This window comes from Burkholderia cepacia complex sp. TUM26381 (assembly GCF_057439935.1).
The window spans coordinates 1,905,970-1,931,812 of the sequence record NZ_CM172006.1 but is presented as its reverse complement, the minus strand read 5'-3'; the positions used below and the strand labels follow the sequence as shown (position 1 = coordinate 1,931,812).

General features: G+C 66.7%; 27 protein-coding genes and 1 pseudogene. 14 read left to right on the top strand and 14 right to left on the bottom strand.

The genetic code is table 11. The annotated features are described in order from the left end of the window. Positions 1 to 92: 92 nt before the first annotated feature. Positions 93 to 1,160 (bottom strand): YeiH family protein, encoded by a 1,068-nt coding sequence (locus tag ACWMMN_RS09020; protein WP_059234099.1) that lies wholly within the window; start codon positions 1,158 to 1,160, stop codon positions 93 to 95. Positions 1,161 to 1,272: 112 nt separating this feature from the next. Here ACWMMN_RS09020 and ACWMMN_RS09015 point away from each other — a divergent pair, with 112 nt between their 5' ends. From ACWMMN_RS09015 to ACWMMN_RS08980, 8 genes are all read left to right on the top strand, one after another. Then, positions 1,273 to 2,166: a LysR family transcriptional regulator gene (locus ACWMMN_RS09015; protein ID WP_174991532.1), complete on the top strand. Its 894-nt coding sequence runs from the start codon at positions 1,273 to 1,275 to the stop codon at positions 2,164 to 2,166. A 161-nt stretch (positions 2,167 to 2,327) separates the two neighbouring features. Continuing rightward, complete coding sequence (locus tag ACWMMN_RS09010; RefSeq protein WP_059234101.1) at positions 2,328 to 3,092, top strand: xylose isomerase; 765 nt, start codon at positions 2,328 to 2,330, stop codon at positions 3,090 to 3,092. Positions 3,093 to 3,120: 28 nt separating this feature from the next. After that, on the top strand, positions 3,121 to 4,113 hold the full coding sequence (locus ACWMMN_RS09005) for a sugar kinase (protein ID WP_059234102.1): 993 nt from the start codon (positions 3,121 to 3,123) through the stop codon (positions 4,111 to 4,113). Positions 4,114 to 4,280: 167 nt separating this feature from the next. Further along, on the top strand, positions 4,281 to 5,561 hold the full coding sequence (locus tag ACWMMN_RS09000) for an MFS transporter (protein WP_059234103.1): 1,281 nt from the start codon (positions 4,281 to 4,283) through the stop codon (positions 5,559 to 5,561). A 4-nt stretch (positions 5,562 to 5,565) separates the two neighbouring features. Further along, the gene (locus ACWMMN_RS08995; protein WP_486422589.1) at positions 5,566 to 6,531 is read left to right on the top strand and encodes an NAD(P)-dependent oxidoreductase; all 966 of its coding nucleotides are present in this window, start codon (positions 5,566 to 5,568) and stop codon (positions 6,529 to 6,531) included. Between the two features lie 321 nt (positions 6,532 to 6,852). Next, the gene (locus ACWMMN_RS08990) at positions 6,853 to 7,896 is read left to right on the top strand and encodes a LacI family DNA-binding transcriptional regulator (RefSeq protein ID WP_059234104.1); all 1,044 of its coding nucleotides are present in this window, start codon (positions 6,853 to 6,855) and stop codon (positions 7,894 to 7,896) included. 54 nt (positions 7,897 to 7,950) lie between these two features. Further along, positions 7,951 to 8,739 (top strand): YhfC family intramembrane metalloprotease, encoded by a 789-nt coding sequence (locus ACWMMN_RS08985; protein ID WP_486422588.1) that lies wholly within the window; start codon positions 7,951 to 7,953, stop codon positions 8,737 to 8,739. 12 nt (positions 8,740 to 8,751) lie between these two features. Then, entirely contained in the window at positions 8,752 to 9,114 is a 363-nt protein-coding gene (locus ACWMMN_RS08980; protein ID WP_059234106.1) for a DUF3022 domain-containing protein, read from the top strand. A gap of 33 nt (positions 9,115 to 9,147) precedes the next feature. Here ACWMMN_RS08980 and ACWMMN_RS08975 read toward each other — a convergent pair whose 3' ends face one another. Further along, entirely contained in the window at positions 9,148 to 9,579 is a 432-nt protein-coding gene (locus ACWMMN_RS08975) for a PGDYG domain-containing protein (RefSeq protein WP_486422587.1), read from the bottom strand. Between the two features lie 133 nt (positions 9,580 to 9,712). Next, positions 9,713 to 10,264 carry a Spy/CpxP family protein refolding chaperone gene (locus tag ACWMMN_RS08970; protein WP_486422586.1) on the bottom strand — a complete coding sequence of 184 codons (552 nt, stop codon included), beginning with the start codon at positions 10,262 to 10,264 and terminating at the stop codon, positions 9,713 to 9,715. A 255-nt stretch (positions 10,265 to 10,519) separates the two neighbouring features. Here ACWMMN_RS08970 and ACWMMN_RS08965 point away from each other — a divergent pair, with 255 nt between their 5' ends. After that, positions 10,520 to 10,984 (top strand): Lrp/AsnC family transcriptional regulator, encoded by a 465-nt coding sequence (locus ACWMMN_RS08965; protein ID WP_006481526.1) that lies wholly within the window; start codon positions 10,520 to 10,522, stop codon positions 10,982 to 10,984. 22 nt (positions 10,985 to 11,006) lie between these two features. On the opposite strand, the gene ACWMMN_RS08960 is transcribed toward ACWMMN_RS08965, so the two are convergent. From ACWMMN_RS08960 to ACWMMN_RS08945, 4 genes are all read right to left on the bottom strand, one after another. Continuing rightward, positions 11,007 to 12,404: a sensor histidine kinase gene (locus tag ACWMMN_RS08960; protein ID WP_342702156.1), complete on the bottom strand. Its 1,398-nt coding sequence runs from the start codon at positions 12,402 to 12,404 to the stop codon at positions 11,007 to 11,009. Beyond that, complete coding sequence (locus tag ACWMMN_RS08955) at positions 12,380 to 13,045, bottom strand: response regulator transcription factor (protein WP_059234110.1); 666 nt, start codon at positions 13,043 to 13,045, stop codon at positions 12,380 to 12,382. The genes ACWMMN_RS08960 and ACWMMN_RS08955 overlap by 25 nt, the downstream gene beginning before the upstream one ends. Before the next feature lie 92 nt (positions 13,046 to 13,137). After that, the gene (locus tag ACWMMN_RS08950; RefSeq protein WP_340624140.1) at positions 13,138 to 13,578 is read right to left on the bottom strand and encodes a hypothetical protein; all 441 of its coding nucleotides are present in this window, start codon (positions 13,576 to 13,578) and stop codon (positions 13,138 to 13,140) included. A gap of 38 nt (positions 13,579 to 13,616) precedes the next feature. Continuing rightward, positions 13,617 to 14,399, bottom strand: coding sequence for a COG4705 family protein (locus ACWMMN_RS08945; RefSeq protein WP_059234112.1), 783 nt, complete (start codon positions 14,397 to 14,399; stop codon positions 13,617 to 13,619). Positions 14,400 to 14,647: 248 nt separating this feature from the next. On the opposite strand from ACWMMN_RS08945, the gene ACWMMN_RS08940 reads away from it, so the two are divergent. Next, a complete protein-coding gene (locus ACWMMN_RS08940; RefSeq protein ID WP_059234113.1) occupies positions 14,648 to 15,748 on the top strand; it encodes a saccharopine dehydrogenase family protein in 1,101 nt (366 codons plus the stop codon). Between the two features lie 103 nt (positions 15,749 to 15,851). On the opposite strand, the gene ACWMMN_RS08935 is transcribed toward ACWMMN_RS08940, so the two are convergent. Both ACWMMN_RS08935 and cydX read right to left on the bottom strand, forming a co-directional pair. Beyond that, on the bottom strand, positions 15,852 to 16,469 hold the full coding sequence (locus tag ACWMMN_RS08935) for a P-loop nucleotide/nucleoside kinase family protein (protein WP_174991527.1): 618 nt from the start codon (positions 16,467 to 16,469) through the stop codon (positions 15,852 to 15,854). Next, complete coding sequence (gene cydX / locus ACWMMN_RS08930; RefSeq protein WP_174991526.1) at positions 16,466 to 16,612, bottom strand: cytochrome bd-I oxidase subunit CydX; 147 nt, start codon at positions 16,610 to 16,612, stop codon at positions 16,466 to 16,468. Before cydX ends, ACWMMN_RS08935 begins: the two co-directional genes overlap by 4 nt. Positions 16,613 to 16,812: 200 nt before the next feature. On the opposite strand from cydX, the gene corA reads away from it, so the two are divergent. After that, positions 16,813 to 17,790 carry a magnesium/cobalt transporter CorA gene (gene corA / locus ACWMMN_RS08925; RefSeq protein WP_059234115.1) on the top strand — a complete coding sequence of 326 codons (978 nt, stop codon included), beginning with the start codon at positions 16,813 to 16,815 and terminating at the stop codon, positions 17,788 to 17,790. Between the two features lie 13 nt (positions 17,791 to 17,803). On the opposite strand, the gene ACWMMN_RS08920 is transcribed toward corA, so the two are convergent. Beyond that, on the bottom strand, positions 17,804 to 18,091 hold the full coding sequence (locus ACWMMN_RS08920) for a YciI-like protein (RefSeq protein WP_174991524.1): 288 nt from the start codon (positions 18,089 to 18,091) through the stop codon (positions 17,804 to 17,806). Between the two features lie 458 nt (positions 18,092 to 18,549). Here ACWMMN_RS08920 and ACWMMN_RS08915 point away from each other — a divergent pair, with 458 nt between their 5' ends. The 3 genes and pseudogenes from ACWMMN_RS08915 to ACWMMN_RS08905 all read left to right on the top strand — a co-directional run. Continuing rightward, entirely contained in the window at positions 18,550 to 19,038 is a 489-nt protein-coding gene (locus tag ACWMMN_RS08915; protein ID WP_059234117.1) for an aminoacyl-tRNA deacylase, read from the top strand. A gap of 271 nt (positions 19,039 to 19,309) precedes the next feature. After that, on the top strand, positions 19,310 to 20,800 hold the full coding sequence (locus ACWMMN_RS08910) for an ISNCY family transposase (protein WP_334069054.1): 1,491 nt from the start codon (positions 19,310 to 19,312) through the stop codon (positions 20,798 to 20,800). Between the two features lie 195 nt (positions 20,801 to 20,995). Further along, positions 20,996 to 21,493: pseudogene (locus tag ACWMMN_RS08905) on the top strand (helix-turn-helix domain-containing protein); the annotation flags it as partial. 194 nt (positions 21,494 to 21,687) lie between these two features. On the opposite strand, the gene ACWMMN_RS08900 reads toward ACWMMN_RS08905, so the two are convergent. From ACWMMN_RS08900 to ACWMMN_RS08885, 4 genes are all read right to left on the bottom strand, one after another. Further along, the gene (locus ACWMMN_RS08900; RefSeq protein WP_155627136.1) at positions 21,688 to 22,404 is read right to left on the bottom strand and encodes a helix-turn-helix transcriptional regulator; all 717 of its coding nucleotides are present in this window, start codon (positions 22,402 to 22,404) and stop codon (positions 21,688 to 21,690) included. Positions 22,405 to 22,593: 189 nt separating this feature from the next. Then, positions 22,594 to 23,103, bottom strand: a complete 510-nt coding sequence (locus ACWMMN_RS08895) for a winged helix-turn-helix transcriptional regulator (protein ID WP_059234135.1) — start codon at positions 23,101 to 23,103, stop codon at positions 22,594 to 22,596. A gap of 106 nt (positions 23,104 to 23,209) precedes the next feature. Then, the gene (gene fabF, locus ACWMMN_RS08890) at positions 23,210 to 24,526 is read right to left on the bottom strand and encodes a beta-ketoacyl-ACP synthase II (RefSeq protein ID WP_217468142.1); all 1,317 of its coding nucleotides are present in this window, start codon (positions 24,524 to 24,526) and stop codon (positions 23,210 to 23,212) included. 43 nt (positions 24,527 to 24,569) lie between these two features. Beyond that, positions 24,570 to 25,841: an MFS transporter gene (locus ACWMMN_RS08885; protein ID WP_486422585.1), complete on the bottom strand. Its 1,272-nt coding sequence runs from the start codon at positions 25,839 to 25,841 to the stop codon at positions 24,570 to 24,572. Positions 25,842 to 25,843: the final 2 nt, after the last annotated feature.

Sequence of the window (25,843 nt, the reverse complement as noted above, 5' to 3'; positions counted from 1 at the left end):
GGCGATGGAAAACGACGCGAAGCATAGCACTGCGCCGCGCCCGCGGGACCATCCCGTCGGGCGCGGCGCGCGAAGTGTCACGGGCGGGCAACTCAGCCAAGCCAGTGCTGCACGGCCCAGGTGATCCCGTAGCCGCCGGCGATCAGCCACACGTACAGGATCAGGCCGGTCATCAGCGCACGCGGGCCGGCGGCGCGGATCTGCGCGACGCGCGTCTCGATGCCGAGCGCGGTCATGGCCATCGTCAGCGCGAAGGTGTCGAGCACGTTCAGCGTATGCGTGACGTCCGCCGGCAGCACGTTCAGCGAATTGACGATCACGAAGCCGAGGAAACCGAGCGCGAACCAGGGTACCGCCACCTTGCGCTTGCCTTGCGCGCCGCCGGCCGTTGCCCGCGCCGAGCGGGCGAGCCACCAGCCGAGCACCAGCAGCACCGGGACCAGCAGCATCACGCGGGTCATTTTCACGATCGTCGCGACGTGCGCGACCTGCGGGCTGATGTCGCTCGCCGCGCCGACCACCTGCGCGACCTCGTGGATCGTGCCGCCGAAGAACAGGCCGAGACCGGCCGGATCGAGGTTCAGCAGCCCGGCGTGATATGCGATCGGGTACAGGAACATCGACAGCGTGCCGAACAGCACGACGCTGCCCACGGCCATCGCGCTCTGGTGCGGCTTCGACTGCAGCGTCGATTCGAACGCGAGCACGGCGGCCGCGCCGCAGATCGCGCTGCCGGCGGCGGTCAGCAATGCGGCGTCGCGGTCGAGCTTCATCAGCTTCATGCCGGCCCAGGTGCCGATCACGAGCGTGCTGACGACGACCAGCACCGACACCGTGAGGCCCGGCAGCCCGACCTGCGCGATTTCCTGCAGGCTCACGCGCAACCCGAAGAACGCGACCGCGATGCGCAGCAGCTTGCGCGCGGAGAAGTTGACGCCGGCCGCCCAGCTGGCCGGCATGCCGTCGCGCAGCGCGTTGCCGTACAGCGCGCCGGCGACGATGCCGACGATCAGCGGCGACAGGCCGAGCCCCGCGATCGCGGGAAGCTGGGACAAGCTCGTGACGGCGGCGGCGAACAGCGCGACGAACAGCACGCCGTTCAACTGGCCGCGCACCGACGGCGCGGCATGGCTGAGATGGGGAGTCGGAGCAGTGGACATGGAAGCACCGTGATGGAGCGTGTGGCGATGGTGTAATCCTAATTTCGTTATATCGATATGAAAAATTGTGATTTGTGACGTAAACTATCCGGAAAGCCGATAATTTATCCCCATGACCCCGGATCAACTGATAACGTTCGCCGCCGTCGCCGAACACCTGAACATCAGCCACGCCGCCGTGGCGCTGCATCTGTCGCAGCCGGCCGTGTCGGGCCAGTTGCGGCTGCTGCAGGACGAATTCGGCGAGCCGCTGTACCAGCGCGACGGCCGCGGCATCCGCCTGACGCCGGTCGGCGAGCAGCTCGCGCAGTACGCGAAGGCGCAGCGCGACACGTTCGCGCAGGCGCGTGCGTTTCGCGACGCGGTGCGGGGCCTCGAGGCCGGCACGCTGCGCATCGGCGCGAGCACGACGCCTGCGAGCTACCTGCTGCCGTACCTGATCGCGGCATTCCAGCCGCTTGCGCCGCGCGTGACGATCCAGACGATGAGCGGCAATACGGCCGACGTGGTGGCCGCGCTGCCGTCGCTCGACATCGCGCTGATCGAGGGGCCGCCCGGCGAGGCGCTGCCGCCCGGCACGGCCGTCCATGCGTGGCACGAGGACGAGATCGTCGCGATCGTGCCGGCCGGCCATCCGCTGGCCGCGTCCGGCTACGACGCGGGCGTGACGCTCGACGCGCTCGCCGCGCACCCGCTCGTGCTGCGCGAGGCGGGCTCCGCCGTGCGGCAGCTCGTCGAGCGCGCGTTCGCGCATGGCGGCGCGCCGATGCGAGTCGCGTTCGAGATTGCCGGCGTCGAGGCCGTGAAGGAGGCCGTGCGCGCCGGGATGGGCGTCGGGTTCGTGTCCGCGATGTCGCTGCGTCACCAGGATGCGGCGCTCGTGCTGCGCTCGCTCGCGCCGGCGCCGCTCACGCGGCATTTCTCCATACTTGTGCCGCACGGCGGCGCACCGTCGCGGGTCGCCGCGCAGTTCCTCGACATGAGTCTCGCGCAGGACCTCGCGTAGGCGGCCGAAAACCGGCCCGGGAACGCGAGTTGCGCGCCGTCGTGCGCGCGTTCGCGTGAGGTCCGGTCTTAGGGATTTCCTCTATGGCGTGGCCCAGACGCGAAGCGCACCATCCGTCTCAAGCAAATGGAACCGGTTCCATTCCGGTAAAAAAGGGCAAAATGGCAGACATCGTGATCGTGGCGAGCGCATTCGGGATGGACCGCGTGCGTCAGGAGGGCCACAGCGCATTCGTCGCGACCGTGGCGGCATCCGGCGCGGCCGGTTTCGAGGTGCGGCGCGAACTGTTCGCGTCGGACGACGACGCGGCGCCCGGCGCGCTGGCCGCGCTCGGCGCGCAGATCGACGGCCACAAGCTGTGGTCGGTCTATTCGACACCGGCCACGCTATATACGGAAACGGGTGCGCTGGATGCCGGCGCATTGCGCGACGCGCTCGCGGAAGCCGACGCGCTCGGCGCGCGCTTCGTGAAATTCCAGCTCGGCGGCTTCGCCGGCGATGCGCACGCAGCCGACATCGTCGCGCTGTCGCGCGGTGCGAAGGCCCGCGTGGTGGTCGAGAACGGCCAGTTGCAGGTTGGCGGCGCGTTCGCGCAGTTCCGCGGGCTGTTCGCTGCACTGGCGGAAGCGGGCATGCCCGACGCGCTCGGCATGACGTTCGACATCGGCAACTGGCAGTGGCCCGGTGAAGCACCGCTTGATTGCGCGCAGGTGCTCGCGCCGCATGTGGAATACATTCATTGCAAGGCCGTCGAGGGCGAGGGCGCGCGTCGTTTCGCCGCCGCGCCGGCGCCGGATGATGCGCTCGTGACCGGCGTGCTCGCGGCGCTGCCGCAGCATGCGCCGCGCGGCATCGAATTTCCGTTCGACGCGGCCGACCTGGCAGGCGATGCCTGCCGGCGTGTCGCGTGGCTCGCGACCGCGTGACGGCGGCAGGATCCGAAGGAGTTCATTCATGAAAGCAGCACTCGATGTCGTGACCTACGGTGAAGCGATGGCGATGTTCGTCGCGACCGAGCCGGGCCATCTCGCGCACGCGGGGCAATTCACGAAGCGGATCGCGGGCGCCGACCTGAACGTCGCGATCGGCCTGTCGCGGCTCGGCTTCCGGGTCGGCTGGATGAGCCGCGTGGGCCGCGATTCGTTCGGCGGCTACGTGCTCGACACGCTGGCGCGCGAAGGGATCGACGCGTCGTGCGTGACCGTCGATCCGCGTTACCCGACCGGTTTCCAGCTGAAGTCGCGCAACGACGACGGCAGCGATCCGACCGTCGAATATTTCCGCAAGGGCTCGGCCGCGAGCCACCTGTCGTGCGACGACTACGTGGCCGACTACGTGCTCGGCGCGCGCCATCTGCACTTGACGGGCGTCGCACCGGCGATCTCCGCGACCTCGTGCGAGCTGGCGTTCCAGCTGGCGCGCGAGATGCGCGCGGCCGGCAAGACGATCTCGTTCGACCCGAACCTGCGCCCGACGCTGTGGCCGTCCGCCGACGTGATGGCGAAGACGTTGAACGCGCTCGCGACGCTCGCCGACTGGGTGCTGCCGGGCCTCGCCGAAGGGCGGCAGCTGACCGGACACGACACGCCGGCCGACATCGCGGGCTTCTATCTCGCGCAGGGCGCACGCGGCGTCGTGATCAAGCTCGGCGCGGAGGGCGCCTATTACCGCACGGCCGACGGCCGCGAAGGCACGGTTGCGGGCGAGCGTGTCGGGCGTGTCGTCGACACGGTCGGCGCCGGCGACGGCTTCGCGGTCGGCGTGGTCAGCGCGCTGCTGGAAGGGCGGAGCATCGAGCAAGCCGTCGCGCGCGGGAACCGGATCGGGGCGCTCGCGATCCAGGTGATCGGCGATTCGGAAGGATTGCCGACGCGCGAAGCCCTCGACCGACTCGAAAATGTCAGCAATCGCATCGATCGCTTAGAGGAAATCGTCACCGCGCAATGAGAGGCCGAACACGGCACAATCCGCGGATTCATTTTGTGCACGACGCACAATGGTTTTGTTCGAGGCCGGGCCGGCGCCAAAGCGTCATCTCCGGTCGACACCCCTAAAGGATGGGACCGGAGCGGGCGCCAGCGCGCCGATGCCGGTCGACATACGGAGACACGCTCATGGCAGCCAATCTCGCAGCCCGACGCTGGTGGACGATCATGCCGATCGTTTTCATCACGTACAGCCTCGCTTACCTCGACCGCGCGAACTACGGGTTCGCGGCGGCGGCCGGCATCAACCAGGACCTCGGCATCAGCAAGGGCCTGTCGTCGCTGATCGGCGCGCTGTTCTTCCTCGGTTACTTCTTCTTCCAGATCCCCGGCGCGATCTACGCGGAACGCCGCAGCGTGAAGAAGCTCGTGTTCGTCAGCCTGATCCTGTGGGGCGGCTGCGCGGCGCTCACGGGCGTGGTCAGCAACATCCCGTCGCTGATGGCAATCCGCTTCGTGCTCGGCATCGTCGAGGCGGCCGTGATGCCGGCGATGCTGATCTACATCAGCAACTGGTTCACGAAGAACGAGCGCTCGCGCGCGAACACGTTCCTGATCCTCGGCAACCCGGTCACCGTGCTGTGGATGTCGATCGTGTCGGGCTATCTCGTGCATGAATTCGGCTGGCGCCACATGTTCATCGCCGAAGGCGTGCCGGCCGTCATCTGGGCCGTGTGCTGGTGGTTCCTCGTGCAGGACAAGCCGGCCGACTCGCCGTGGCTCACCGCGCAGGAAAAGCGCGACCTCGACGCCGCGCTCGCGGCCGAGCAGGCAGCGATCAAGCCGGTGCGCAACTATGGCGAAGCGTTCCGCTCGCCGGCCGTGATCAAGCTGTGCGCGCAGTATTTCTGCTGGAGCATCGGCGTGTACGGCTTCGTGCTGTGGCTGCCGTCGATCGTCAAGAACGGTTCCGACCTCGGGATGGTCGCGACCGGCTGGCTGTCCGCGTTGCCGTATCTCGCGGCGACGATCGCGATGCTCGCCGCATCGTGGGCGTCCGACAAGGTCGGCTCGCGCCGCGGTTTCGTGTGGCCGTTCCTGCTGATCGGCGCGGGCGCGTTCGCCGCATCGTACGCGCTCGGCTCGTCGCATTTCTGGATCTCGTATGCGCTGCTGGTCGTCGCGGGCGCCGCGATGTATGCGCCGTACGGCCCGTTCTTCGCGATCGTGCCGGAACTGCTGCCGAAGAACGTCGCCGGCGGCGCAATGGCGCTGATCAACAGCATGGGCGCGCTCGGCTCGTTCGTCGGTTCGTACTTCGTCGGCTACCTGAACGGTGCGACCGGGTCGCCCGTCGCATCGTATGCGTTCATGAGCGCCGCGCTCGTCGCCGCGGTGATCCTCACGCTGTCCGTCAAACCCCAGGCGCGCGATGCGCATCCGCTCGCTGCGCCGCTGCAAGGAAAATGAAACGATGAAGCCCCGTATCGTCGCGTACAAGCCGCTGCCCGATGACGTTCTCGCGTATCTGCGCGAGCATGCGGACGTCGTGCAGGCCGATGGCGCCGACGCACTTGCCGCTGCACTCGGCGACGCGGACGGCGCGATCGGCGCGAGCCTGAAGGTCACGCCGCAGATGCTCGACCGCGCACCGCGGCTGAAGGCGTGGTCGACGATCTCGGTCGGCTACGACAACTTCGACGTCGCCGATCTCACGCGGCGCGGCATCGTGCTCGCGCATACACCGGACGTGCTGACCGAGTCGACCGCCGATACGGTGTTTTCGCTGATCCTGGCGTCCGCGCGGCGCGTGGTCGAACTGGCCGAGTGGGTGAAGGCCGGGAACTGGCATCGCAGCATCGGCCCCGACCTGTACGGCACCGACGTGCAGGGCAAGACGCTCGGCATCGTCGGGCTCGGGCGGATCGGCGGCGCGGTCGCGCGCCGTGCCGCGCTCGGCTTCCGGATGCAGGTGCTGTACGCGAACCGCTCCGCGCATGCGGAAGCCGAGACGCAGTACGGCGCACGGCGCGTGACGCTCGACGAACTGCTCGCGCAATCCGATTTCGTGTGCCTGCAGGTGCCGCTGTCGCCGCAGACGCACCACCTGATCGGCGCGCCCGAATTCGCGAAGATGAAGCGCAACGCGATCCTGATCAATGCATCGCGCGGGCCGGTCGTCGACGAAGCCGCGCTGGTCGACGCGCTGCGTGCGGGCACGATCCGCGGCGCGGGACTCGACGTGTTCGAGAAGGAACCGCTGCCGGCGGATTCGCCGCTGCTGCAGATGAAGAACGTCGTCGCACTGCCGCATATCGGCTCGGCGACGCACGAGACGCGCCACGCGATGGCGCGCTGCGCCGCGGAAAACCTGGTCGGCGCGCTGGCCGGCAGGTTGCGCACGAATCTCGTCAATCCGGACGCGCTGGCGCACGCCTGAGCGGCCCCCGGCATCCGGCCGGCGCGGTTAGAGTCGATGATCTTGGTGCGGGAGGGCTGGCTGCGTTATGATCGCCCGCTCTCGTCGCATCGACGGCCCGGCTACACTGCCGGTGGCGTCGGGCGGCGGGGATCCGCGCCAGGTCCGGGCGGCCGACTGCCGATGCACGCGACTGGCGGGCGCTGATCGACCGCGAAGCACGGGACCAGCGCAGGCGCAGAAGCGCTCAGACAGGGGAGGCCGCCGGATGGCTTACGTTTCCAACAACAAAGGTCCGTCTGCTCACGAAGCGGCGCGGATCGTACGTCGCGAGGCACGACAGTGACCGATTCGCAACCTTCCACGACGCGTCCGGCGACGATCAGCGACGTCGCGCGCGAGGCCGGCACGGGCAAGACCAGTGTTTCGCGCTACCTGAACGGCGAGACGCATGTGCTGTCCATCGATCTGCGCCAGCGCATCGAGGCGGCGATCGCACGGCTCAACTACCGGCCGAACCAGATGGCGCGCGGGCTCAAGCGCGGCCGCAACCGGCTGCTCGGCATGCTCGCAGCCGACCTGACCAATCCTTACACCGTCGAAGTGCTGCAGGGCGTCGAGGCCGCGTGCCATGCGCTCGGCTACATGCCGCTCATCTGCCACGCGGCGAACGAGGTCGAGATGGAGCGCCGCTTCCTGCAGCTGCTCACGACCTACCGTGTCGAAGGGCTGATCGTCAACGCGCTCGGCGCCGAGGAAGACGTGCTGCGCCCGCTGCGCGGTGCGGGGATCCCGGCCGTGCTCGTCGACCGGACGGTCGAGGGCTTCGAGGCCGACCTGATCGGGCTCGACAACGCCGACGCGATCGAGATGGCGCTCGAGCACCTGATCGAACACGGGTTCGACGCGATCCATTTCGTCGTGCAGCCGTTCGAGCGCATCAGCTCGCGGCGCGTACGCGAGGCCGCGTTCCGCGCGGCGCTGGATGCGCGCGGGCTGCCGGTGCCGCCGACGGTCGTGCTCGACCTGAACGAACCCGATGCGGCCGCCGCCGCGCTTGCCGACATCGACACCCGCATCGACGATGCGGCGCGACGTGGCGTACGTGCGGCGCTGTTCGCCGCGAATGCGCCGGTCGCGCTCTCGATCGCACGCCACTTGCGCGCGCGTTTCGGCGCCGCCTGGCAGCAGAAGGCAGCGCTGCTGTCGATCGACGATCCGGAGTGGGCCGAGCTGATCGGTATCACGACGATCCGTCAGCCGACCTACGAAATCGGCTACAAGGCCGTCGAATTCGTGCACGAGCGGATCGACGGCGCGGCGGGCGACGTGCGCGTCGCGATGCTGCCCGGCGAACTGTGTGCGCGCGCGTCGACCGCAAGCTGAGTATCATTCGGGGCACGCAGCGCGTCAGGTGCGCTGCCCCGAACAAGGAAATACATGACTGTCGCTCCCGTCACGCTGGCGCTGCTGATTGCCGCCACGCTGATCATCGCGCTGCTGCCGCTCGTCCTCTACCGCATCCTGCGCAAGCCGCTTGCGCTCAACCGCCGCGACACGATCGTCGGCGTCGCCGTCTTCACGCTGTTCGCGATGATCGCCGAGCGCGCGTTCCACGGGCTCGTGCTGAGTCACACGCCGGAGGACGGCTGGCTGACGCAGCCGCTCGCGTTCGTCGCGTACGGCGCGCTCGCCACCGCCGTGTTCGAGGAAATCGGCCGCTATCTCGGGATGCGCTTCCTGAACCGCCGCTATGGCGAATCGGCCGGCGACGGTCGCGGGGTCGGCTACGGGATCGGTCACGCCGGGGCCGAGGCGTGGTTCGTCGGCGTGCTCGTGTGGGGGCAGTGGTCGTATCTCGCATGGCTCGCGAGCCGTGGCCAGCTCGAGACGCAGCTGTCCGACCTGCCGGTCGACACCGTGGTGCGGCTGCACATGATGCTCGCGACGCTGTCGGCACAGTCGATCCTGCTGTTGCTGCTCGAACGCTGCGCGGCGTTCGCGGTGCAGCTCGCGCTGTCGGTGCTGGTCTGGCGCGGCGTGCGCGCCGGCCGGATGGCCGTGTTGCCGCTTGCGATCGTGCTGCATGCGCTCGCGGCGACGCCGACGCTGCTGTACCAGGTGCGCGTGCTGCCGGCCGCGTGGGTCGAGGCCGCGTATTTCGTGCTGGCCGCGGTCCTGGCCGTCGTGCTGGTGAAGACGTGCCGGCCGTCGCGTGCGGCGGCCTGACGGGGGAGCGGAATGGACGACTATCTGATCGAATGCCAGAGCGCGGAATTCGACGCGCTCGCGCGCGTGATCTGCGATCTCTTTCCGGAGCAGACACGCTTCGCCGAAATCAGCGATGCGCGCGGGCGCTGCCTGTCCGTACACTGGCTCGCGATGCGTTTCGGCGCGACGCCGAAGCGGATGACGCTCGCGATCCGCATCGTGCCGGCGGCATTCGCGCGCTATCTGGCGCTCAAGCCGATGCAGCGCGCGCGCAGTCACGCGGTGCTGCATGCGTATACGGAAGCGATGCTCGGGTCGCTCGAGGAGCGGCACGCGGCCGGCGAGGCCGTCGAACGTGACGCGGAACTCGAACTCGACGAAGACTTTGCGTGAGGACGGGCGCCGGCAGCGTGCCGGCGCGGCCGATTACGCGTCGCGGTAGACCTGCGCGAAGCGCTGCGCCTGCACGACGCCGTAGTCGCCAGGCGCGTACTGCATGACCCAGTCGCCGGCGACGCCGCGCAGCGTGTCGCCGTTTTCCGAGCGGGCGATCGTAAACGGTTCGTCCATCCGGCGGGCCAGCACGACGGCCGGCCGGTTCCGGTAGGCGCCCGGCGCGCCGTGGGCGAGCGCCGGATCGGCGGGCAGGTATTTGGCGTCGAAGCGCGCGCGCGACACGACCCAACGGTCGCCGGTCGAGCCGGTGATCAAGGCGTCGCCCGCCACATAGCGGTTCGGGCCTTCGAGGCTCATCAGTTCGCCGTCGGCCTCCGCGAAGGAAACAGCGACGGTTTCGTCCTTGACGACGCGACGGGCCTGCGGATCGATGCGCAGATCGAGTTGCTTGAGTTCGAGCATGGCGGGGAAGGGCGGGAAAGCGGGAAAGCCGGGAGCTTATCCCGAATTCGGCGCGCCGTGTGGCGCGCCGATCGCCGGCAGAGGCGCGGCGCCGTCAGGCCCGGGCGGGCCACGGCGCCGGCGGAGAGGGCCGTCAGGGTTGCGCGGGTGCGCTCGCGGCCGGCGCGGCGGCCGCCTTGCCTTCCTTGCCCTTCGCCTTGCCCTTGCCGCGGTGCTCGCCGCCGTGGTGCAGCCAGCTGCGGAACGTCGTGTCGGCCAGCGCCTTCTGCTCGGCCGGGAAGCTCTCGTAGAGCGGTGCGAAGGCGTCGGCGAGCTTCTTCGCACCGTCGGCGTTCGCCTGCGACAGTTCCGCATACTGCTTCATGTCGTCGAGCGCGGAGACGTCGTGCTTGGCCATCCGTTGGCTGTAGAGGCGGCCCATCGTTTCGCCGTTGTCGCGCATCGTATCGGCGAACGTCTTCCATTGCGGTTCCTGCGCCGACGTGATCTTCAACTGGTCGTGCAGGTACTTGATGCGCTGCTCGATACGCGCTTCGTGGCGTGCCGCGCGCTGCTCGGCGCTCGGGGCCGACGCCGCGGCCGTCGTGGCCGGGGCCTGGGCGGGCGCTTGCGGCTGGGCCGGGGTTTGCGCGAACGCGCTGGCTGCAACGGCGAGCGTAGCGAGGGTGAGCGAGATTTTCTTCATGGTTGGCTCTCCGGGGTGGTGTCGTGCGAGCGGGCGCGGCGGCCATTGCCGCAAGCACGCATCTCGCGTCGCACGCTATTAGTAGCACGTTGCGTGCAGCGCAGCAGTGAATGCGACACTTGCTTACATCCGATACGAATCGAAATTGAAAGGTTCGGACCGGATTCCGGCGATGCCGTTTGGGCGTGCCGGTGTTCGGCGCTATCATCGCGTCACCTTCCACTCGGCCGGCGCATCGCGCGTCGGCACAGCCTCATGCGTCCACCCCGCCTCGACCAACTCGACGATCTCGACCGGCAACTCGTCGCGCTGCTGCAAGCCGATGCGCGCGCCAGCGTCGCGGATCTCGCGCGCCAGCTCGACGTCGCGCGCACGACGGTCGTTGCGCGCATCGCGCGGCTCGAACGCACCAACGTGATCGCGGGGTACAGCGTCCGGCTCGGGCAGGACGTGCTCGACGCGAGCATTTACGCGTACGTCGGCATCATCCTCACGCCGAAGTTCGGCAAGGACGTATTGCGCAAGCTGGACCGGATGCCGGAAGTGCAGCTGCTGTGCGCGGTGAGCGGCGAGTACGACTACGTCGCGTGGCTGCGCGCCGATTCGCCCGAAAGGCTCAACGACCTGCTCGACCAGATCGGCACGCTCGAAGGCGTCGAGCGCACGACGACGTCGATCATCCTGTCGCGCAAGATCGATCGCGGGACGATCGGCGGCTGACGCCTGGTGCGCGCGTAGCGGGTCAATCGGTTGTCGGCCCGGTCGCGGGGCTGCGCTGCGCTGCGTTTGACGGGCGCACGAGCGGAATCCGCACCGACACGCGCAAGCCGAGCGAGGCCCGCTCGTCCGCATACGCGAGCGTGACGTCGGCGCCCATCCGGTCCGCGAGGATCTTCACGATCGACAGGCCGAGCCCCGAACCGATCTGCACGTTGCCGGGCACGCGATAGAACGGATCGAACACGCGCTCGCGTTCCTGCGGGGCGATGCCCGGCCCGCTATCGACGACCGACACGCAGGCATGCGTGTCCGTGGCTTGCGTCCACAGGTCCACGCGACCGCCGGCCGGTGTGTAGCGGATCGCGTTGTCGACCAGATTCATGACCAGCGACGCGAGTTCGAGCTCGTCGACGGGCACGCAGGTATCTGGACCGTCCTCGACGCCGATGTCGATCGCTTTCGCCTCGGCGAGCGGCATCAGGTCTTCCAGCACACGGCGATAGACCGCATGTACCGACACGGCGCCAGGCGCGGCGGCCGGCGCGCTTTGCGCACGTGCGAGCGCGAGGAGCTGCCCGATCAGGTGGCGGCTGCGGTCGAGCCCGCCGCGCAGGGCGGCGAGCCGTGCACGCGCATCGTCCGGCAGGTCGGTGCCGGCCAGGCGCTCAGCCTGCAGCGACATCGCGGTGAGCGGCGAGCGTAGCTCGTGTGCGGCATCGGCGACGAAGCGGCGCTGTGCGTCGACCGATTGTGCGACGCGCGCAAGCATCCGGTTGATCGCGACGACGAAAGGCCGCACCTCGACCGGCACGTGCTCGGCCGGCACCGGGCGCAGGTCGTGTTCGTCGCGCGCGTCGATCCCGGCCGACAGCATGGCGACCGGACGGAACAGCTTGCGCACGAGATCGGCGACGAGCAGCAGCAGGATCGGCACGAGGATCAGCAGCGGCAGCGCGGTGCGCCACGCGCTCTCGCGCGCGACGTCGTCGCGCATGCCGGCTTCCTGCGCGACTGCGATGCGCTCGCCGTTCGCGAACGTACGGACCATCACGCGATAGGCGCTGCCGCCGGCATCGACCGTGTGCAGCCCGTCGGCGAGCGTCGGCGGCAGCGCGAGCGTCGGCCCGCCGTCGGTGCGCGGTTGCGGATCGCCGCCGAGCGGCTGCACGATCACGCGCGACAGCTCGTCGCTTTCTCGCGCGGGGCCGGTGTCTGCTGCCCGCGGCGCAGGCGCACGCTGGCGATCGAGCAGCGTCGCGACTTCGCGCAGCACGTCGTCCTGCAATTCGTGCGCTTCGTCGAATGCCGATGAAAACGCGAACGCGGCCGCGACCGTGGCGACGACGAGGATCGCGGCCGACAGCGCGACCGACAGGCGAAACCCGATCGATTCGTTCAGGCGTTTCTTGAAACCATCCATCCCGCCCCCCTGACGTTCTTGATCACGGTGCTGCCGAGCTTGCGGCGCAGCGAATGGATCAGGAATTCGACCGCGTTGCTTTCGACTTCCTCTCCCCAGCCGTACAGGCGATCCTCGAGCTCGCGCCGCGACAGGATCGCGCCGGGGCGTACCAGCAGCGCACGCAACAGCGAGAACTCGCGGTTCGACAGTGCAACCGGCGCATGCCCGTCGACGGTCGCTTCGCGCGTCGCGGGGTCGAGCGACACGATTCCGTTGCTCAGCAGCGGCGCGGCCGAGCCGGCCCGGCGCCGGATCGCGACGCGAATCCGCGCGAGCAGCTCGGCCATGTCGAACGGTTTCACGATGTAATCGTCGGCGCCGCCGTCGAGGCCGCGCAGACGATCGTCGAGCCCGTCGCGCGCGGTGACGATCAGCAGTGGCGTGCCGGCGTCCTTCGCGCGGATGCCGGCCAGCACGTCGAGCCCGTCGCGGCCGGGCAGGCCGAGGTCGAGCAGGACCAGGTCGTAGGGCTGCGCGGCGAACGCGGTCAGCGCGCGCCCGCCGTCGGTGACCCAGTCGGTGGCGTACGACGCGTCCTTCAGCGCGGCATGGACTGCCTCGCCGATCATCGGGTCGTCCTCGACCAGCAGTATTCGCATGCGTGTTCTCCGTGCCGCGGGATCGCCGCCAGCGTATGCGATTCCCGGGCGCGCGTCACGTGCGGCGCGCCCGGCGCATCGCCGGTCTGCGCTTACTGGCTGCCGAATCGGTCGAATGCCGCGAGCAGGTTCTTCATCGCGGCGGCCGAATCGGCCTGGGTCGGATGGTCGGCGCGCAGCGCGGCGAGCGCCCGGTCGATCTCCTGGTCGACCATGTGCCAGTCGGCGGCCGCGCGCGGCTTGAGGCCGGCCTCGGCCGAATCCCACGCGATCTCCAGATCCTTGATGCGCGTTTTCGCGCCGGGCAGGTCGTCCTTGCCGACGAGCGTGTTCACGTCGGCGGCGATCGTGCGGAACTGCGACAGGTCGCCGAGTTTCGATGCGCGGGGCGCCGCGGACGACGAGGCGGCCGTCGAAGGCGCCGAGGTCGATGCGTTCGCATCCTGCTGTTTCGAGCAGCCGGCGGCGGCGCCGAGCACGGCAATCGCTGCCGCGGCCATGACGAGACGGGAAACGGAATTCGGAATGGGCATGGGATGTCCTCGATGCGATGAACGGAAGGAAAAGGGCGTCATTCGGCGGCGCCGGCGCGCGTCTGCGCGCTGCTGCCGAATTGCGCGACGGCGACGAGCAGCACGATCACGGTCAGGAACAACAGGCTCGTCCACGCGGCGCCGAAGCCGAGCCCGCCATAGGCGCGGGCCTGCGTGAGCAAATCGCCGAGCGACGCGCCGAACGGGCGCGTCAGGATGTACGCGATCCAGAACGCCAGCACCGCGTTGAAGCCGAACCGCCACATCGCGAACACGGCCGCGATCGACGCGCCGAAGGCCAGTGCGCCGAGCGTGAAGCCGAGCCCGAGCGCCTCGGTCGCGAGATCGCCGGCGGCGGTGCCCAGCGCGAACGTGCAGAGGATCGCAGCCCAGTAGAACAGCTCGCGCCGCGGCGTGACGATCGTGTCGATCGACAGCGTGCCTTCGACGCGATGCCATACGAAGAAGATCGCGGCGAGCGCGACGGCAAACGCGGCGGTGCTCGCATACAGGCTGACGTTCAGGCCGTCGGTGAGCAGGTCGGTGATCTGCGTGCCGACGATGCTGACCAGCACCACCGTGAGCCAGTAGATCCACGGCACGTAGCGGCGCGTGCGCAACTGCAGCCACAGCGCGATCGCGAGCAGCGACGCCATCGCGACGCGCGTGACGGTCTGGCCGAGGCCCGCGTTGACCGCGAGAAAGTCCGCGCCGGTTTCGCCGACCGTGGTCGACATGATCTTGATGATCCAGAACGACAGCGCGACGTCGGGCACCTTGTTCAGCCAGTGCGACGCGCGATGGACGGGCAGGGATTGCATGCGATGCCTCCTTGGAAATCGGGTGATCGGCATGCAGTCTGAATCGCGAAACTTAGGCCAGCCATAGCGGGCCGGCCGCGGGTGAAAACACGTCGTTTCGACGTTTCGACGAAATATGTCGTCGTTACGTCGAAATTATCGGTCGTTTCGCATCATTCTTCGTCTTGGAACTGATTTTGCGCGTCTCTAAACTGTGTTCATGGCTCAACGCCGTTCACAACACCAACCCATCATCAGGAGATAAGCGCATGAAAATCGCCATCGTCGGCGCAGGTCTGATCGGCCACACCATTGCTCACATGCTGCGTGAAACGGGCGACTACGAAGTCGTCGCGTTCGACCGCGATGCGGATGCGCTCGCGAAGCTGTCGCGCGAAGGCATTGCGACGCAACGAGTCGATTCGGCCGACGCGAATGCGATTCGCGAAGCAGTGAAGGGCTTCGATGCGCTCGTCAACGCGCTGCCTTACTACCTCGCGGTTAATGTCGCCGCCGCTGCGAAGGCTGCCGGCGTGCACTACTTCGACCTGACCGAAGACGTGCGTGCGACGCACGCGATCCGCGAACTGGCCGACGGCTCGGATCGCGCGTTCATGCCGCAGTGCGGCCTCGCGCCGGGCTTCATCGGCCTCGCCGCGCACGAACTCGTGAACGGCTTCACTGAAGTGCGTGACGTGAAGATGCGCGTCGGCGCGCTGCCCGAGTACCCGACCAACGCGCTGAAGTACAACCTGACGTGGAGCGTCGACGGCCTGATCAACGAATACTGCCAGCCGTGCGAAGCGATCCGCGACGGCCGCAAGCAGTGGGTGCAGCCGCTCGAAGGCCTCGAGCACTTCTCGCTCGACGGCACCGAATACGAAGCGTTCAACACGTCGGGCGGCCTCGGCACCCTGTGCGAGACGCTGTCGGGCAAAGTCGAGACGCTCGACTACAAGTCGGTGCGCTACCCGGGCCACCGCGACCTCGTCCAGTTCCTGCTGGAAGACCTGCGTCTGTCGACCGACCGCGACACGCTGAAGTCGATCATGCGCCGCGCGGTGCCGTCGACCAAGCAGGACGTCGTGCTCGTGTTCATCACGGTGACGGGCGTGAAGGACGGCCAGCTGGTGCAGGACGTGTTCACGCGCAAGATCTTCGCGAAGGACGTGTGCGGGATGCACATGAGCGCGATCCAGATCACGACGGCCGGCGCGATGTGCGCGGTGCTGGATCTGTTCCGCGAGAAGAAGCTGCCGCAGAGCGGTTTCATCCCGCAGGAAAAGGTGTCGCTGAAGGCGTTCCTGTCGAACCGCTTCGGCAAGCTGTACGAAGGCGGCACGATGGAGCGCGTGCACGCGGTCGCCTGACCATTCGCCAGCCTCGGGCACGAGGGCCGTACGACGCCGGGAGCGCAGCAGCGCTTCCGGCGTTGTTTTTTGGGGGAAGCGGGAAGGGCGCCGGGCGGCGCGCTCAGGCCGGTAGCGGCGGGACCATCGTCGCGGGTTGCGCAGGCGGCGCGATGCGGCACAGCAGCGCATCGATGTCCGCGTCGGATGGTGCCGTGTTGTCGAACATCACGATGCCGTCGCATTCGTGGCCGGTCGGCACGAAGCGGCGCTGCCGGTATTCGTCCCAGTGCGCGAGCTTGTACGCATCGTTCGGATTGCCGCGCGCGACGATCCGCTGGTGCGCGACGTCTTCCGACGTGTGGACCCAGACGACCGTCAGCGTGACATCGGGCGCGATGCCGAGCCACGTGCGATCGAGGATGCGCCGGTCGCGCACTTCGCGCGACAGCGGGCCGACGACGATCGCGCCGATGCCGAGCGCGAGATTTTCACGGGCCGTGTCGAGCAGGCCGTGGTATTCAGGATCGCGCAGGTGTTTCAGGTAGAGCGGGCTGTCGCGATCGTTCGGGTCTTCCGTGAGCGCGCCCATCGCGGCCGAACTGTAGCGGCCGTATAGCGTGTCCTTGTCGAGCAGGCAGAGCGCTTCGCCCGTTGCACGCATGAGCGGCCCGATGAGCCGCTTCGCGAGCGTGGTCTTGCCGGTGCCGGCGTGACCGCAGAAGAACACCAGATGCGTCACGAATGCGTGCTCCCCGACCCCTGGCTGGACGCGCCATTGCGCTTGTCGCCGCGCGAGAACACTTCCGCTTCGAGCCACATCGCGTTGATGATGCCGAAGCCGAGTGCCACGCCGATGCCGAGTATCCACGAGAAATACCACATAGGTCTGTCTCCTTGACGGTTGGGCCGCATGGCCGTTGCGCGTCGCACTACGCGGGTCCGGCGGGCCTGTCGAAGTACCCCGGTGTGCGTGCTGCGGCGCACGCAGCCCGATCATGACCAATATCGGCGTGCCGTGCAAGCCGGGCCGTCCGCGCAGCAAACCGGTAAACTGATGCGCAAACCGCAACATCACGGACAACATGCTGATCAACTGTGCTGCTTACCAGGACGGCCGCAAGCTGGCCGACATCGATATCGACGCCATCAGCGATTACGTGTCGAAGCCCGAGTGCTTCGTGTGGGTCGCGCTGAAGGATCCGACGCCCGACGAAATCGACCTGATGGGCGAGGAGTTCGGGCTGCACGAGCTCGCGCTCGAGGATGCCCGCAAGGGGCATCAGCGGCCGAAGATCGAGGAATACGGCGATTCGCTGTTCGCGGTACTGCATACGGTCGAACTCGACGAGGAAGGCGAATTCAAGGTCGGCGAACTGAACGTGTTCGTCGGCCCGAATTACGTGCTGTCGATCCGCAACCATACCGAGCAGGATTTCCGCGAGGTGCGCAAGCGTTGCGAGCGCGAGCCGCATCTGCTGCAGGAGGGGGCGGCGTTCGTGTTCTATGCGCTGATGGACCAGGTCGTCGACCGCTATTTTCCGATCCTCGAAACGCTCGGCACCGAGCTGGAAGAACTCGAGGACCGCATCTTCGCGAAGGCGACGCCCGCGTCGTCGCGCGCGGTCATCGAGGATCTCTATTCGCTGAAACGCCGGCTCGTGCTGCTGTACCAGCACACGGCGCCGCTGATGGAGCCGCTCGCGAAGCTCACGGGCGGGCGCGTGCCGCAGGTCTGCAGCGGAATGGCCGCTTACTTCCGCGACGTGTACGACCATCTGCAGCGGATCGTGAAGACGATCGAAGGGCGCCGCGAGATGGTCGTCACGGCGATCCAGGTCAACCTCGGGATGATTTCGCTGGCCGAGAGCGAAGTGACGAAGCGGCTCGGTTCGTTCGCCGCGTTATTCGCGATACCGACGATGATCGCCGGCATCTACGGGATGAACTTCGCGAACATGCCCGAACTGCACCTGAAATACGGCTTCTACGGCTGCATCGCGGTGATGGTCGTCGCCGACTTCGCGCTGTGGTGGCGTTTCAAGCGGGCAGGGTGGCTGTAGGCGTGCTGCGCGCCTAGCGCGGCGCGTGCTTGCCGATCACGACGCGCCACGGCCGTACGCGCCACGATTTCACGAGGCCGTTCTGCACGTATGGATCGGCGCGCGCGAACGACTCGGCCGCTTCAGGCGAATCGCCTTCGAACACGAGCACGGCCTGATCGGCCGGATCCGTCAGCGCGCCGGCGAGCACGAGTTCGCCGCGCTCGGTCGCGGCTTGCGCGAGCGCGAGATGCTGCGCACGGAACGGTTCGCGCCGCGACAGGTAGTCGTCGACGAGTTCGTAGATCAACTGGTAATGCATGGTGGCTCCGGAAGTCGGGTGCCGCCGCGGGATGACGGGCGGCCGGCTCAGTATAGGTCACCGGGCAAGCCCTTGGCGGCGCGGTTTGGCGACACGCCGGCCGACGTCTGCACGTCGGCCTTTTTTGCGGATGCCAGGCTGGTATCGTCCTGCTGGTTTCCTTAAAGTGCAACTAACGGTCTAGTGCTTCGGCATCCGCCTATTGATGGGCGCATACGCGCGCGAGCCTGCGAAGCGTCCATTCGTCTACAGGAAAAGAGGGTCTGCCAGGCGTATTCCGGGCCCGGATTTCACATGCCGAAGGGCGAGGGCGGCCGGACAGGGTGAAGACCGGAACCGGCTGCCGGGCCGCCCGGACGGACGTTACGCGAGGGCGTTTCCATTGGCCGGAATGCGACCTATGCTGAACGAATCCGGAGCGAACTCCGTTCGCCCGATTCGCCCAGACGAGGTGTGCCATGCCAGTATCAGCCACCCTGCAGGATTGCCTGCGCCAGAAGTCATCGCGGTACGAAGTCGTGTACCACCCCTATAGCCATACGAGCATGGAGACGGCCGCCGCGGCGCACATTCCCGGCGATCGCCTCGCGAAAACCGTGCTCCTTGAAGACGACGAGGGCTACGTCGCCGCCGTTTTGCCGACGACGCACGCCGTGCGCCTGTCGGATCTCTGGGTGAAGACGGGACGCCATCTCGTGCTCGCCCGGGAGGTCGAGTTGCGCGAGTTGTTCAAGGATTGCGACATGGGTGCGCTGCCGCCGGTCTGCATGGCGTACGGGATGAAGACGTTCCTCGAGGAACGCCTCGCGCAACAGCCGGAAGTCTATTTCGAGGCCGGCGACCACGAAGCGCTGATCCACATGATGCAGGACGAATTCCTGATGCTGATGGAGACGGCCGAGCGCGCGCATTTCTCGCACAAGATGCAAGGGATGATGTTGTCCTGATGCGGGCGGTTCGTGGTGACCGGTTGGAGATTGCGGCGATCAGGGGGATCGTCGGGGGTGGTTCGTGTCCGTGAAAGGGATGGCTGCGGACGGCCGGTGAGGTGCGATTCGGGCGTTGTCCGGCGGTGATTTCAGGGCGGTCACCGGGTAAATTTCATATTTGACATAATCATAATTATCGATAGTTTTTGGTGTAGTGGCTAGATTGAAATGTCCGCTTTCGTGCCGCGTAAGCTGTTCGGCCGCCGGGTGTCCGGCGCCGGAGGCTGCGATGGCTGCAACGGAGCGGATCACGATGACGATGCGCGAGCTGGACAGGTTCAAGGTCATTCAGGACGTCGCGGACGGCAAGCTCAAGCCTTGGCGTGCAGCGGAACGGCTGGAATTGACGACGCGGCAGATTCGCCGGCTGGTCGCCCGGCTTCGGGAATACGGCGCGGCGGGTTTGGTATCGGGACACCGATCGAAGCCCGGCAATCGTCGGCTGGACCCAGGAGCCGCCGACCGGGCGCTGTCGATCATCCGCGATCGCTACGCCGATTTTGGGCCGACGCTGGCCTGCGAGAAGCTCTGGGAATGTCACGGCATTCGGCTGGCCAAGGAGACGGTTAGGAAGCTGATGACGGAGGCAGGTTTATGGGTGCCGCGCCGGCAGCGACCGCCGAAGATTTATCAGCCTCGAGCGCGCCGGGCGTGCCTGGGCGAACTGATCCAGATCGACGGCAGCGACCATCGGTGGTTCGAGGAACGGGCGCCAGCCTGCACGCTGCTGGTGTATGTGGACGACGCGACGAGCCGGCTGATGATGCTGCACTTCACGCAGACGGAATCGACCTTCAGCTACTTCGAAGCGACACGCGCGTACATCGAACGGCACGGCAAACCTGGGGCGTTCTACAGCGACAAGGCCAGCGTGTTCCGCAACGTGAAGCCAGGCAAGACTGGCAATCGCGTGACGCCGTTCGGCCGGGCGATGTACGAGTTGAACATTGACACGTTCTGCGCGAACAGCAGTTCAGCCAAGGGGCGAGTCGAGCGAGCACACCTGACGTTGCAGGACCGATTGGTCAAGGAGATGCGATTGCGCGGCATCAACACGGTAGCCGACGCCAACGCTTACGCGCCCTCCTTCATGGCCGCCTACAACGCACGCTTCGCGAAGCCGCCGAAGAGCGACTTCAATGCGCACCGACCACTGCGGCCTGACGAAAGCCTGGACCTGGTGCTGACGTGGCGCGAGCCGCGGAAGGTAACGAAGTCGCTGACGGTGCAGTACGACCGAGTGATGTACTTGCTGGAGGACACGCCGGCCAACCGGAAGCTGATCGACCGGCAGATCGAGGTGTTGGAGTACCCGGATGGACGGATCGAACTCCGGGCTGACGACCGTGTGTTGGACTGCAGACAGTACGACCGACTGTCTGAAATCGATCAAGGTGCCGTCGTCGAACACAAGCGCTTGAGTCACGTGCTGCAGATCGCGCAAGCGCTTCAGGCGCAACGCGATAACAGTCGAATCGGCAAGGCCCCATCTCGAACGCATCGAGGCGACTCGACGCGGACCAACAGAAACGAGGCCGAGCCGGGTAAGAAGAAGCAACGCAAGATCACGCAGGCCGACGTCGAGCATGTGATCGTCGATCTGGCGCAACGTCGGCAAACCGCAAAGCCAGCAGACAAACCTGGCCGTCGGTCAGCAAAAACTGAGGAAGCAAACGCAAGCGCCCTGCCCGTTCAGGCGCCGACCTTCGACTCTGCGTAACGGTTAAAGCGAAGAAAGAAACGCAGCAAAACCAACCTTAAAACCGGACATTTTTAATTAGCTGGAAGGTGGACATCTGAATCCGGGTATGACATTGGTGTAGGTCCCAAGTTCAGATGTCGCGTTTCCGCTAAATAAAAATGCCGTGTTTTGGCTTGTAGGTTGATCGCCAACACCCCTCAGGGAGCGCCGGCGATGAACGCGACTGGGACGATCACCATGACGATGCGTGAAGTGGATCGGCTGAAGGTCATTGAGGCAGTGGCCGAGCGCCGGCTCAAGCCCGGTCAGGCAGCCGACCGGCTGAGTTTGAGCGTGCGGCAAGTTGAGCGCCTCATGTTGCGCTATCGTGCAGCCGACGTGGCCGGATTGGTGTCAGGCAAGCGTGGTCGCCCGAGCAACCATCAACTGCCTGAGGATCTGGCTCATCGCGCCCTGAGTCTGATTCGTGAGCGCTACGCCGATTTTGGCCCGACGCTGGCCTGCGAGAAGCTCTGGGAATGCCACGGGCTGCAGTTGTCGAAGGAAACGGTCAGGAAGCTGATGACGGACGCTGGGCTCTGGATTCCGCGCCGGCAACGACCGCCCAAGGTCTATCAGCCACGAGCACGCCGGGCCTGCCTGGGCGAACTGGTGCAGATCGATGGCAGCGACCATCGGTGGTTCGAGGAGCGGCCTGTACGCTGCTGGCTTGCGTTGACGGCCCTGCAGATTCGCCGGCTGGTCGGCCAGTTGTATGCGCACGGCCAGGCGGGATTGACGTGGGGACACCGGGCGAAGCCCGGTAACCGCTATCTGAATCAAGGGGCCGTCGACCGATCACGGTTCCGTTTCCGGAAGCCAGGTTGACGGAGCGATCAGACCCAACGCAACGGCTGGCGTGCTTGTCACACGCACAACAGCCCGAGGGAAATGGCCTTCGTCACCGCGTGACGACGGCCCTTGGCATTGAGCTTCCGAACGACATTGCCGATGTGAAAATTCACGGTTCGTTCCGTGATGCCGAGAATCTCGCCGATCTCCCAGCTCGTCTTGCCTGCGGAACACCACTGCAGGCATTGGCGTTCGCGCGAACTCATGCCGGACATCCGCGTCGCGCCCTGCCCTTTGGTCTCGCGCGCGATCATGGTGACCTTTTCCTCGATATACGCGCAAAGCAGACTGAGTTTCGCGGTCTGCCCGAGGTCGTGCGCAGGGATGCCCTCGGAGCCGTCGGAGGCGACGCTCAGCACGCCGATGTCACCCCGGTGGCCGCGCACCGGCAGGCTCAGGCCATGAACGAGACCGAAGCGACGGGCCTCCGCTTCGAGGCACCGCTGCTCTCCGGAACTGTACATCGCGCGCTCCCATCGCAGCGGCAGCGAGGACATGCGTGCGTGAGCGAGGATCGGGTCGATGTTCGCGTAGCGACGCTCGGCGTAGACATCCTGCCAGGCCGGACAGTTCGAGATGATGTGATTGACGCCCGTCTCGCCGGCGGACGCGGACGAGACAACCGCATAGATATAAGTTTGGTATCCGGCCTCGCGGCAGAAACTTCCCACGTGGGCCCCGAGCTCCTCCATCGTCTGCGATTGAAGGATAGGCATGAATTCGTCTACCAATTCAAACTCCGTATTGACTCTTCACTGATATCGAACGTAAGCACGCATCAAGTCGGACCTGCCGAAGTACACGACACCATCGGAAACGCCACGCTCGCCCGCCGACAAACGGCGACCGCCCGGGTCGATCCGGTATTTCCTGGCCGGTACTCGGGACGAGTCCGGCTTGTTCCAACGGTACGAGAGCGGTCAGCTGCCCGAGGCACTTTCGCGCAGCTCACGCACCTGCTCGACACGTTCATGCACGGCGGCCGATGCGACCGGCCCTGCCCTGAGCAAGACGCGATCCACGGTAATCGGCTGCAGGTCATTCCTGTCGACGACCACGGATTCAAGCACCCGGCCGCTCTCGCGGTCGATCTGCTGAACCGCGACACCGTCGTTGACGAGGTATTTGCTTCCCCAGTCGAACAGCACGACCAGCAGCGGAAACAGGTCGATGCCCATCTGCGTCAGCACGTACTCGTAACGCGTAGGTCGCGTCATGTAGCGCCGGCGCTCCAGCAGGCCTTGATCGACCAGGCGTTTCAATCTGCGCGTCAGCGTATTGGTGGCAATCCCGACACTGCGCTGGAATTCGTCGAAGCGTGTACACCCCTGTAACGCATCCCGCAGGATCAGGAGCGTCCACGATTCGCCGATGCAGTCGAGTGCGCGCGCGGTCGGGCACTCCATCGATTTAAAGCTGGTCGTTCTCATGGCGTGAAGGCTATCATTGAGACTTCTAATATGCAAGTGACTATCTGGACGGACGCCCTGTGATGTCAAGGGCGTGCCGGATGGGCGTATCCGGCACGCCTCGGGATCAGGCGTCCGCCGGCGGCGGCCCGAATATCAGCGCGGCGTTCGTTCCGCCGAACCCGAAGGAATTCGACAGTGCGTAACGCACCGGCCGCGGCTTGCTGCGGTTCGGCACGAGATCGAGGCCGTCGCATTCGGGCGCCACGCGATCGAGGTTGATCGTCGGCGGTGCGACCTGGTCGCGGAGCGCCAGCAGCGCGAACACCGCTTCGACGCTGCCGGCGGCGCCGAGCAGGTGCCCGGTCGACGCCTTGGTGGCGGACACCGACGCACCACCGAACAGATGCTCGCCGAACACGCGTTTCAACGCGGCGATCTCGGCCAGGTCGCCGGCGGGCGTCGAGGTCGAATGCGCATTGATGTAGTCGATGGCGTCCGGCTCGATGCGTGCGCGCTTGAGGGCGGCAAGCATCGCGCGGGCCGCGCCGTCGCCGTCATCCGGCGGAGCGACGATGTGATAAGCGTCGCCCGACATGCCGTAGCCGATCACTTCCGCGTAGATTCGCGCGCCGCGCGCGAGCGCATGCCCGTATTCCTCGAGGACGACCATGCCGCTGCCCTCACCCATCACGAAGCCGTCGCGGTCGGCATCCCACGGCCGCGACGCACGCTCCGGCGTGTCGTTGAACCCCGTGGACAGCGCTTTCGCAGCGGCAAAACCGGCGATCCCGACCTCACATACGGCGGCCTCCGCGCCCCCCGCGATCATCACGTCCGCGTCGTCGAGCGCGATCAGGCGCGCCGCATCGCCGATCGCGTGGGCGCCGGACGCGCATGCGGTGACCGTCGCGTGCGTCGGGCCGCGAAAACCGTACTTGATCGAAATCTGGCCGGCGGCCAGATTGATCAGGTTCGACGGAATGAAGAACGGCGACAGCCGCTTGCCGGGCGCGCGTTCGAGTTGTCGCGATCCCGCCTCGATCCCCGGCAGGCCGCCGATACCCGCGCCGACCATGACGCCGGTGCGATTCTGCAATTCCCGGTCGGCCGGATGCCATTGCGCGTCGTCGATCGCTTCCGTGGCGGCCGCGATGGCATAGACGATGAACGGATCCATTTTCTTGACCTCCTTCGCCTCGACCCATTCGGTCGCGTCGAAGCCGCCGTCGCGCGCGCTGCCCGCGGGAACTACCCCGGCGATCTTGCAAGGCAGATGCGACGTGTCGAAGCGATCGATGGTCGTGATGCCGCTGCGACCGTCGAGCAGGTTCCGCCACGTGTGTTCGACACCGACGCCGAGCGGAGTCACGAGGCCGAGCCCCGTCACGACGACGCGCCGCAATCCGAGCGGATGAGGCAGTTGGGGAGTGTTGGCATTCATTGAATTCTCCAGTGGGTTCGCGGTGAATGACCTTGATGGGGGTTCATCGACTGACCTCGAGTTCGACCGCCTGGTTGCAGAAGCGCCCGCCCAGCGCGCACGCCGCCACGAGCACCAGCGCGGACGCCGCGACCGGGAGGACGATCGAATGCGGCTGCAGCAGCGAGGTCACGATCGGGGCGACGCCCCAGGCGAGCGCATTGATCGACGACACGACGCCCAGCACCTGCCCCTGATCGTCGGCGGCAGCGCGGTTCGATGCGATGCTGAGCAGCGTGACATAGGAATTGGATACGGCGAGCGCGAGCAGCGGCACGGCCGCCCAGAGGCTGGCGGGGGCGTCGACCATCACCACCAGTGCGATCAGGACCGGTTGCGCCATCAGGCTGCCCATCAGGTTCTGTTTCAGGGAAAACGCCTTCGCCAGTGCGGGAATGATGAACATCAGCGACACGGCGAAGCATGCCGAGTAGAACGACAGCAACATGGCTTCCCAGAACGCGTCGAATCCATACCGCAACAGGGAAAAGGCGGACATGTAGTTGAAGAAGATGTAGTAACCGGTCAGAAACACCGCCAGGATGATGAGCGGCGGACGGAGCGCCGGCGATGCCGCATTCGCGAGGATGCGCCGCCATGCACCGGTGCGTCGCGCGCGCGCGACGCCGTCGCGTACGCGACGATCGGAGAAGAAGGCGGTCACGAAGGCGAGCGTGAGCGCTGCCAGGGCCGCGCCGATGACGAACGGCAACGCGAGGCCGAACGCGCCGCCGCCCGCGCCGGAAAACGCACCGCCGATGACCGGCCCGATCGCAAATCCCACGCCGTTCGCCGCCGTGATCATGCTCAGGTTGCCCGCCTTCCTGTCGGGCGCGCTGATGTCGATGACGGCCGCCTGCGCGACCGGCAAGCTTGCGGCGGTCAGGCCGCAGATGGCGCGGCCGATCAGCACCCACCACAGACTGCCGGCGTACACGCCGGCTGCGGTGCCGAGCATGCCGAGCGCGTTGCCGCCCAGGCACAGCAGCAACACGCGTTTGCGGCCGTACCGATCGGACATGTCGCCGAGCAACGGCGACGCGGCGAACATGGCCAGCGGATAGAGCGCCAGCACGATGCCGTAGATCTGATAGCGCGTGGCCTCGCTGACCGACGCGGCAAACAGGCCGGTTTCGTTGTTGAGCAGCATCGGCGTCAGCGCGGGGAACACGATGCCGATGCCGGCCGCATCGACAAAGATGGTCAGAAAGAGCGAAGCAATGGCAAGTTTGGATGTCTTCATGGTCAGAGTGCGGACGGACGAGGAGCCGTCCATCC

Bases quoted from the DNA above. Each gene is read 5' to 3' on its own strand.
- ACWMMN_RS08985 (WP_486422588.1), top strand. From the start codon at position 7,951: ATGACTGTCGCTCCCGTCACGCTGGCGCTGCTGATTGCCGCCACGCTG.
- cydX (WP_174991526.1), bottom strand. From the start codon at position 16,612: ATGTGGTATTTCTCGTGGATACTCGGCATCGGCGTGGCACTCGGCTTC.
- ACWMMN_RS08885 (WP_486422585.1), bottom strand. From the start codon at position 25,841: ATGGACGGCTCCTCGTCCGTCCGCACTCTGACCATGAAGACATCCAAA.
- ACWMMN_RS08895 (WP_059234135.1), bottom strand. From the start codon at position 23,103: ATGAGAACGACCAGCTTTAAATCGATGGAGTGCCCGACCGCGCGCGCA.
- ACWMMN_RS09000 (WP_059234103.1), top strand. From the start codon at position 4,281: ATGGCAGCCAATCTCGCAGCCCGACGCTGGTGGACGATCATGCCGATC.
- ACWMMN_RS08995 (WP_486422589.1), top strand. From the start codon at position 5,566: ATGAAGCCCCGTATCGTCGCGTACAAGCCGCTGCCCGATGACGTTCTC.
- ACWMMN_RS08975 (WP_486422587.1), bottom strand. From the start codon at position 9,579: ATGCTCGAACTCAAGCAACTCGATCTGCGCATCGATCCGCAGGCCCGT.
- ACWMMN_RS08980 (WP_059234106.1), top strand. From the start codon at position 8,752: ATGGACGACTATCTGATCGAATGCCAGAGCGCGGAATTCGACGCGCTC.
- ACWMMN_RS09010 (WP_059234101.1), top strand. From the start codon at position 2,328: ATGGCAGACATCGTGATCGTGGCGAGCGCATTCGGGATGGACCGCGTG.
- ACWMMN_RS08955 (WP_059234110.1), bottom strand. From the start codon at position 13,045: ATGCGAATACTGCTGGTCGAGGACGACCCGATGATCGGCGAGGCAGTC.
- ACWMMN_RS09015 (WP_174991532.1), top strand. From the start codon at position 1,273: ATGACCCCGGATCAACTGATAACGTTCGCCGCCGTCGCCGAACACCTG.
- ACWMMN_RS08920 (WP_174991524.1), bottom strand. From the start codon at position 18,091: ATGCATTACCAGTTGATCTACGAACTCGTCGACGACTACCTGTCGCGG.
- ACWMMN_RS09005 (WP_059234102.1), top strand. From the start codon at position 3,121: ATGAAAGCAGCACTCGATGTCGTGACCTACGGTGAAGCGATGGCGATG.
- fabF (WP_217468142.1), bottom strand. From the start codon at position 24,526: ATGAATGCCAACACTCCCCAACTGCCTCATCCGCTCGGATTGCGGCGC.
- corA (WP_059234115.1), top strand. From the start codon at position 16,813: ATGCTGATCAACTGTGCTGCTTACCAGGACGGCCGCAAGCTGGCCGAC.
- ACWMMN_RS09020 (WP_059234099.1), bottom strand. From the start codon at position 1,160: ATGTCCACTGCTCCGACTCCCCATCTCAGCCATGCCGCGCCGTCGGTG.
- ACWMMN_RS08970 (WP_486422586.1), bottom strand. From the start codon at position 10,264: ATGAAGAAAATCTCGCTCACCCTCGCTACGCTCGCCGTTGCAGCCAGC.
- ACWMMN_RS08945 (WP_059234112.1), bottom strand. From the start codon at position 14,399: ATGCAATCCCTGCCCGTCCATCGCGCGTCGCACTGGCTGAACAAGGTG.
- ACWMMN_RS08910 (WP_334069054.1), top strand. From the start codon at position 19,310: ATGGCTGCAACGGAGCGGATCACGATGACGATGCGCGAGCTGGACAGG.
- ACWMMN_RS08960 (WP_342702156.1), bottom strand. From the start codon at position 12,404: ATGGATGGTTTCAAGAAACGCCTGAACGAATCGATCGGGTTTCGCCTG.
- ACWMMN_RS08940 (WP_059234113.1), top strand. From the start codon at position 14,648: ATGAAAATCGCCATCGTCGGCGCAGGTCTGATCGGCCACACCATTGCT.
- ACWMMN_RS08915 (WP_059234117.1), top strand. From the start codon at position 18,550: ATGCCAGTATCAGCCACCCTGCAGGATTGCCTGCGCCAGAAGTCATCG.
- ACWMMN_RS08965 (WP_006481526.1), top strand. From the start codon at position 10,520: ATGCGTCCACCCCGCCTCGACCAACTCGACGATCTCGACCGGCAACTC.
- ACWMMN_RS08950 (WP_340624140.1), bottom strand. From the start codon at position 13,578: ATGCCCATTCCGAATTCCGTTTCCCGTCTCGTCATGGCCGCGGCAGCG.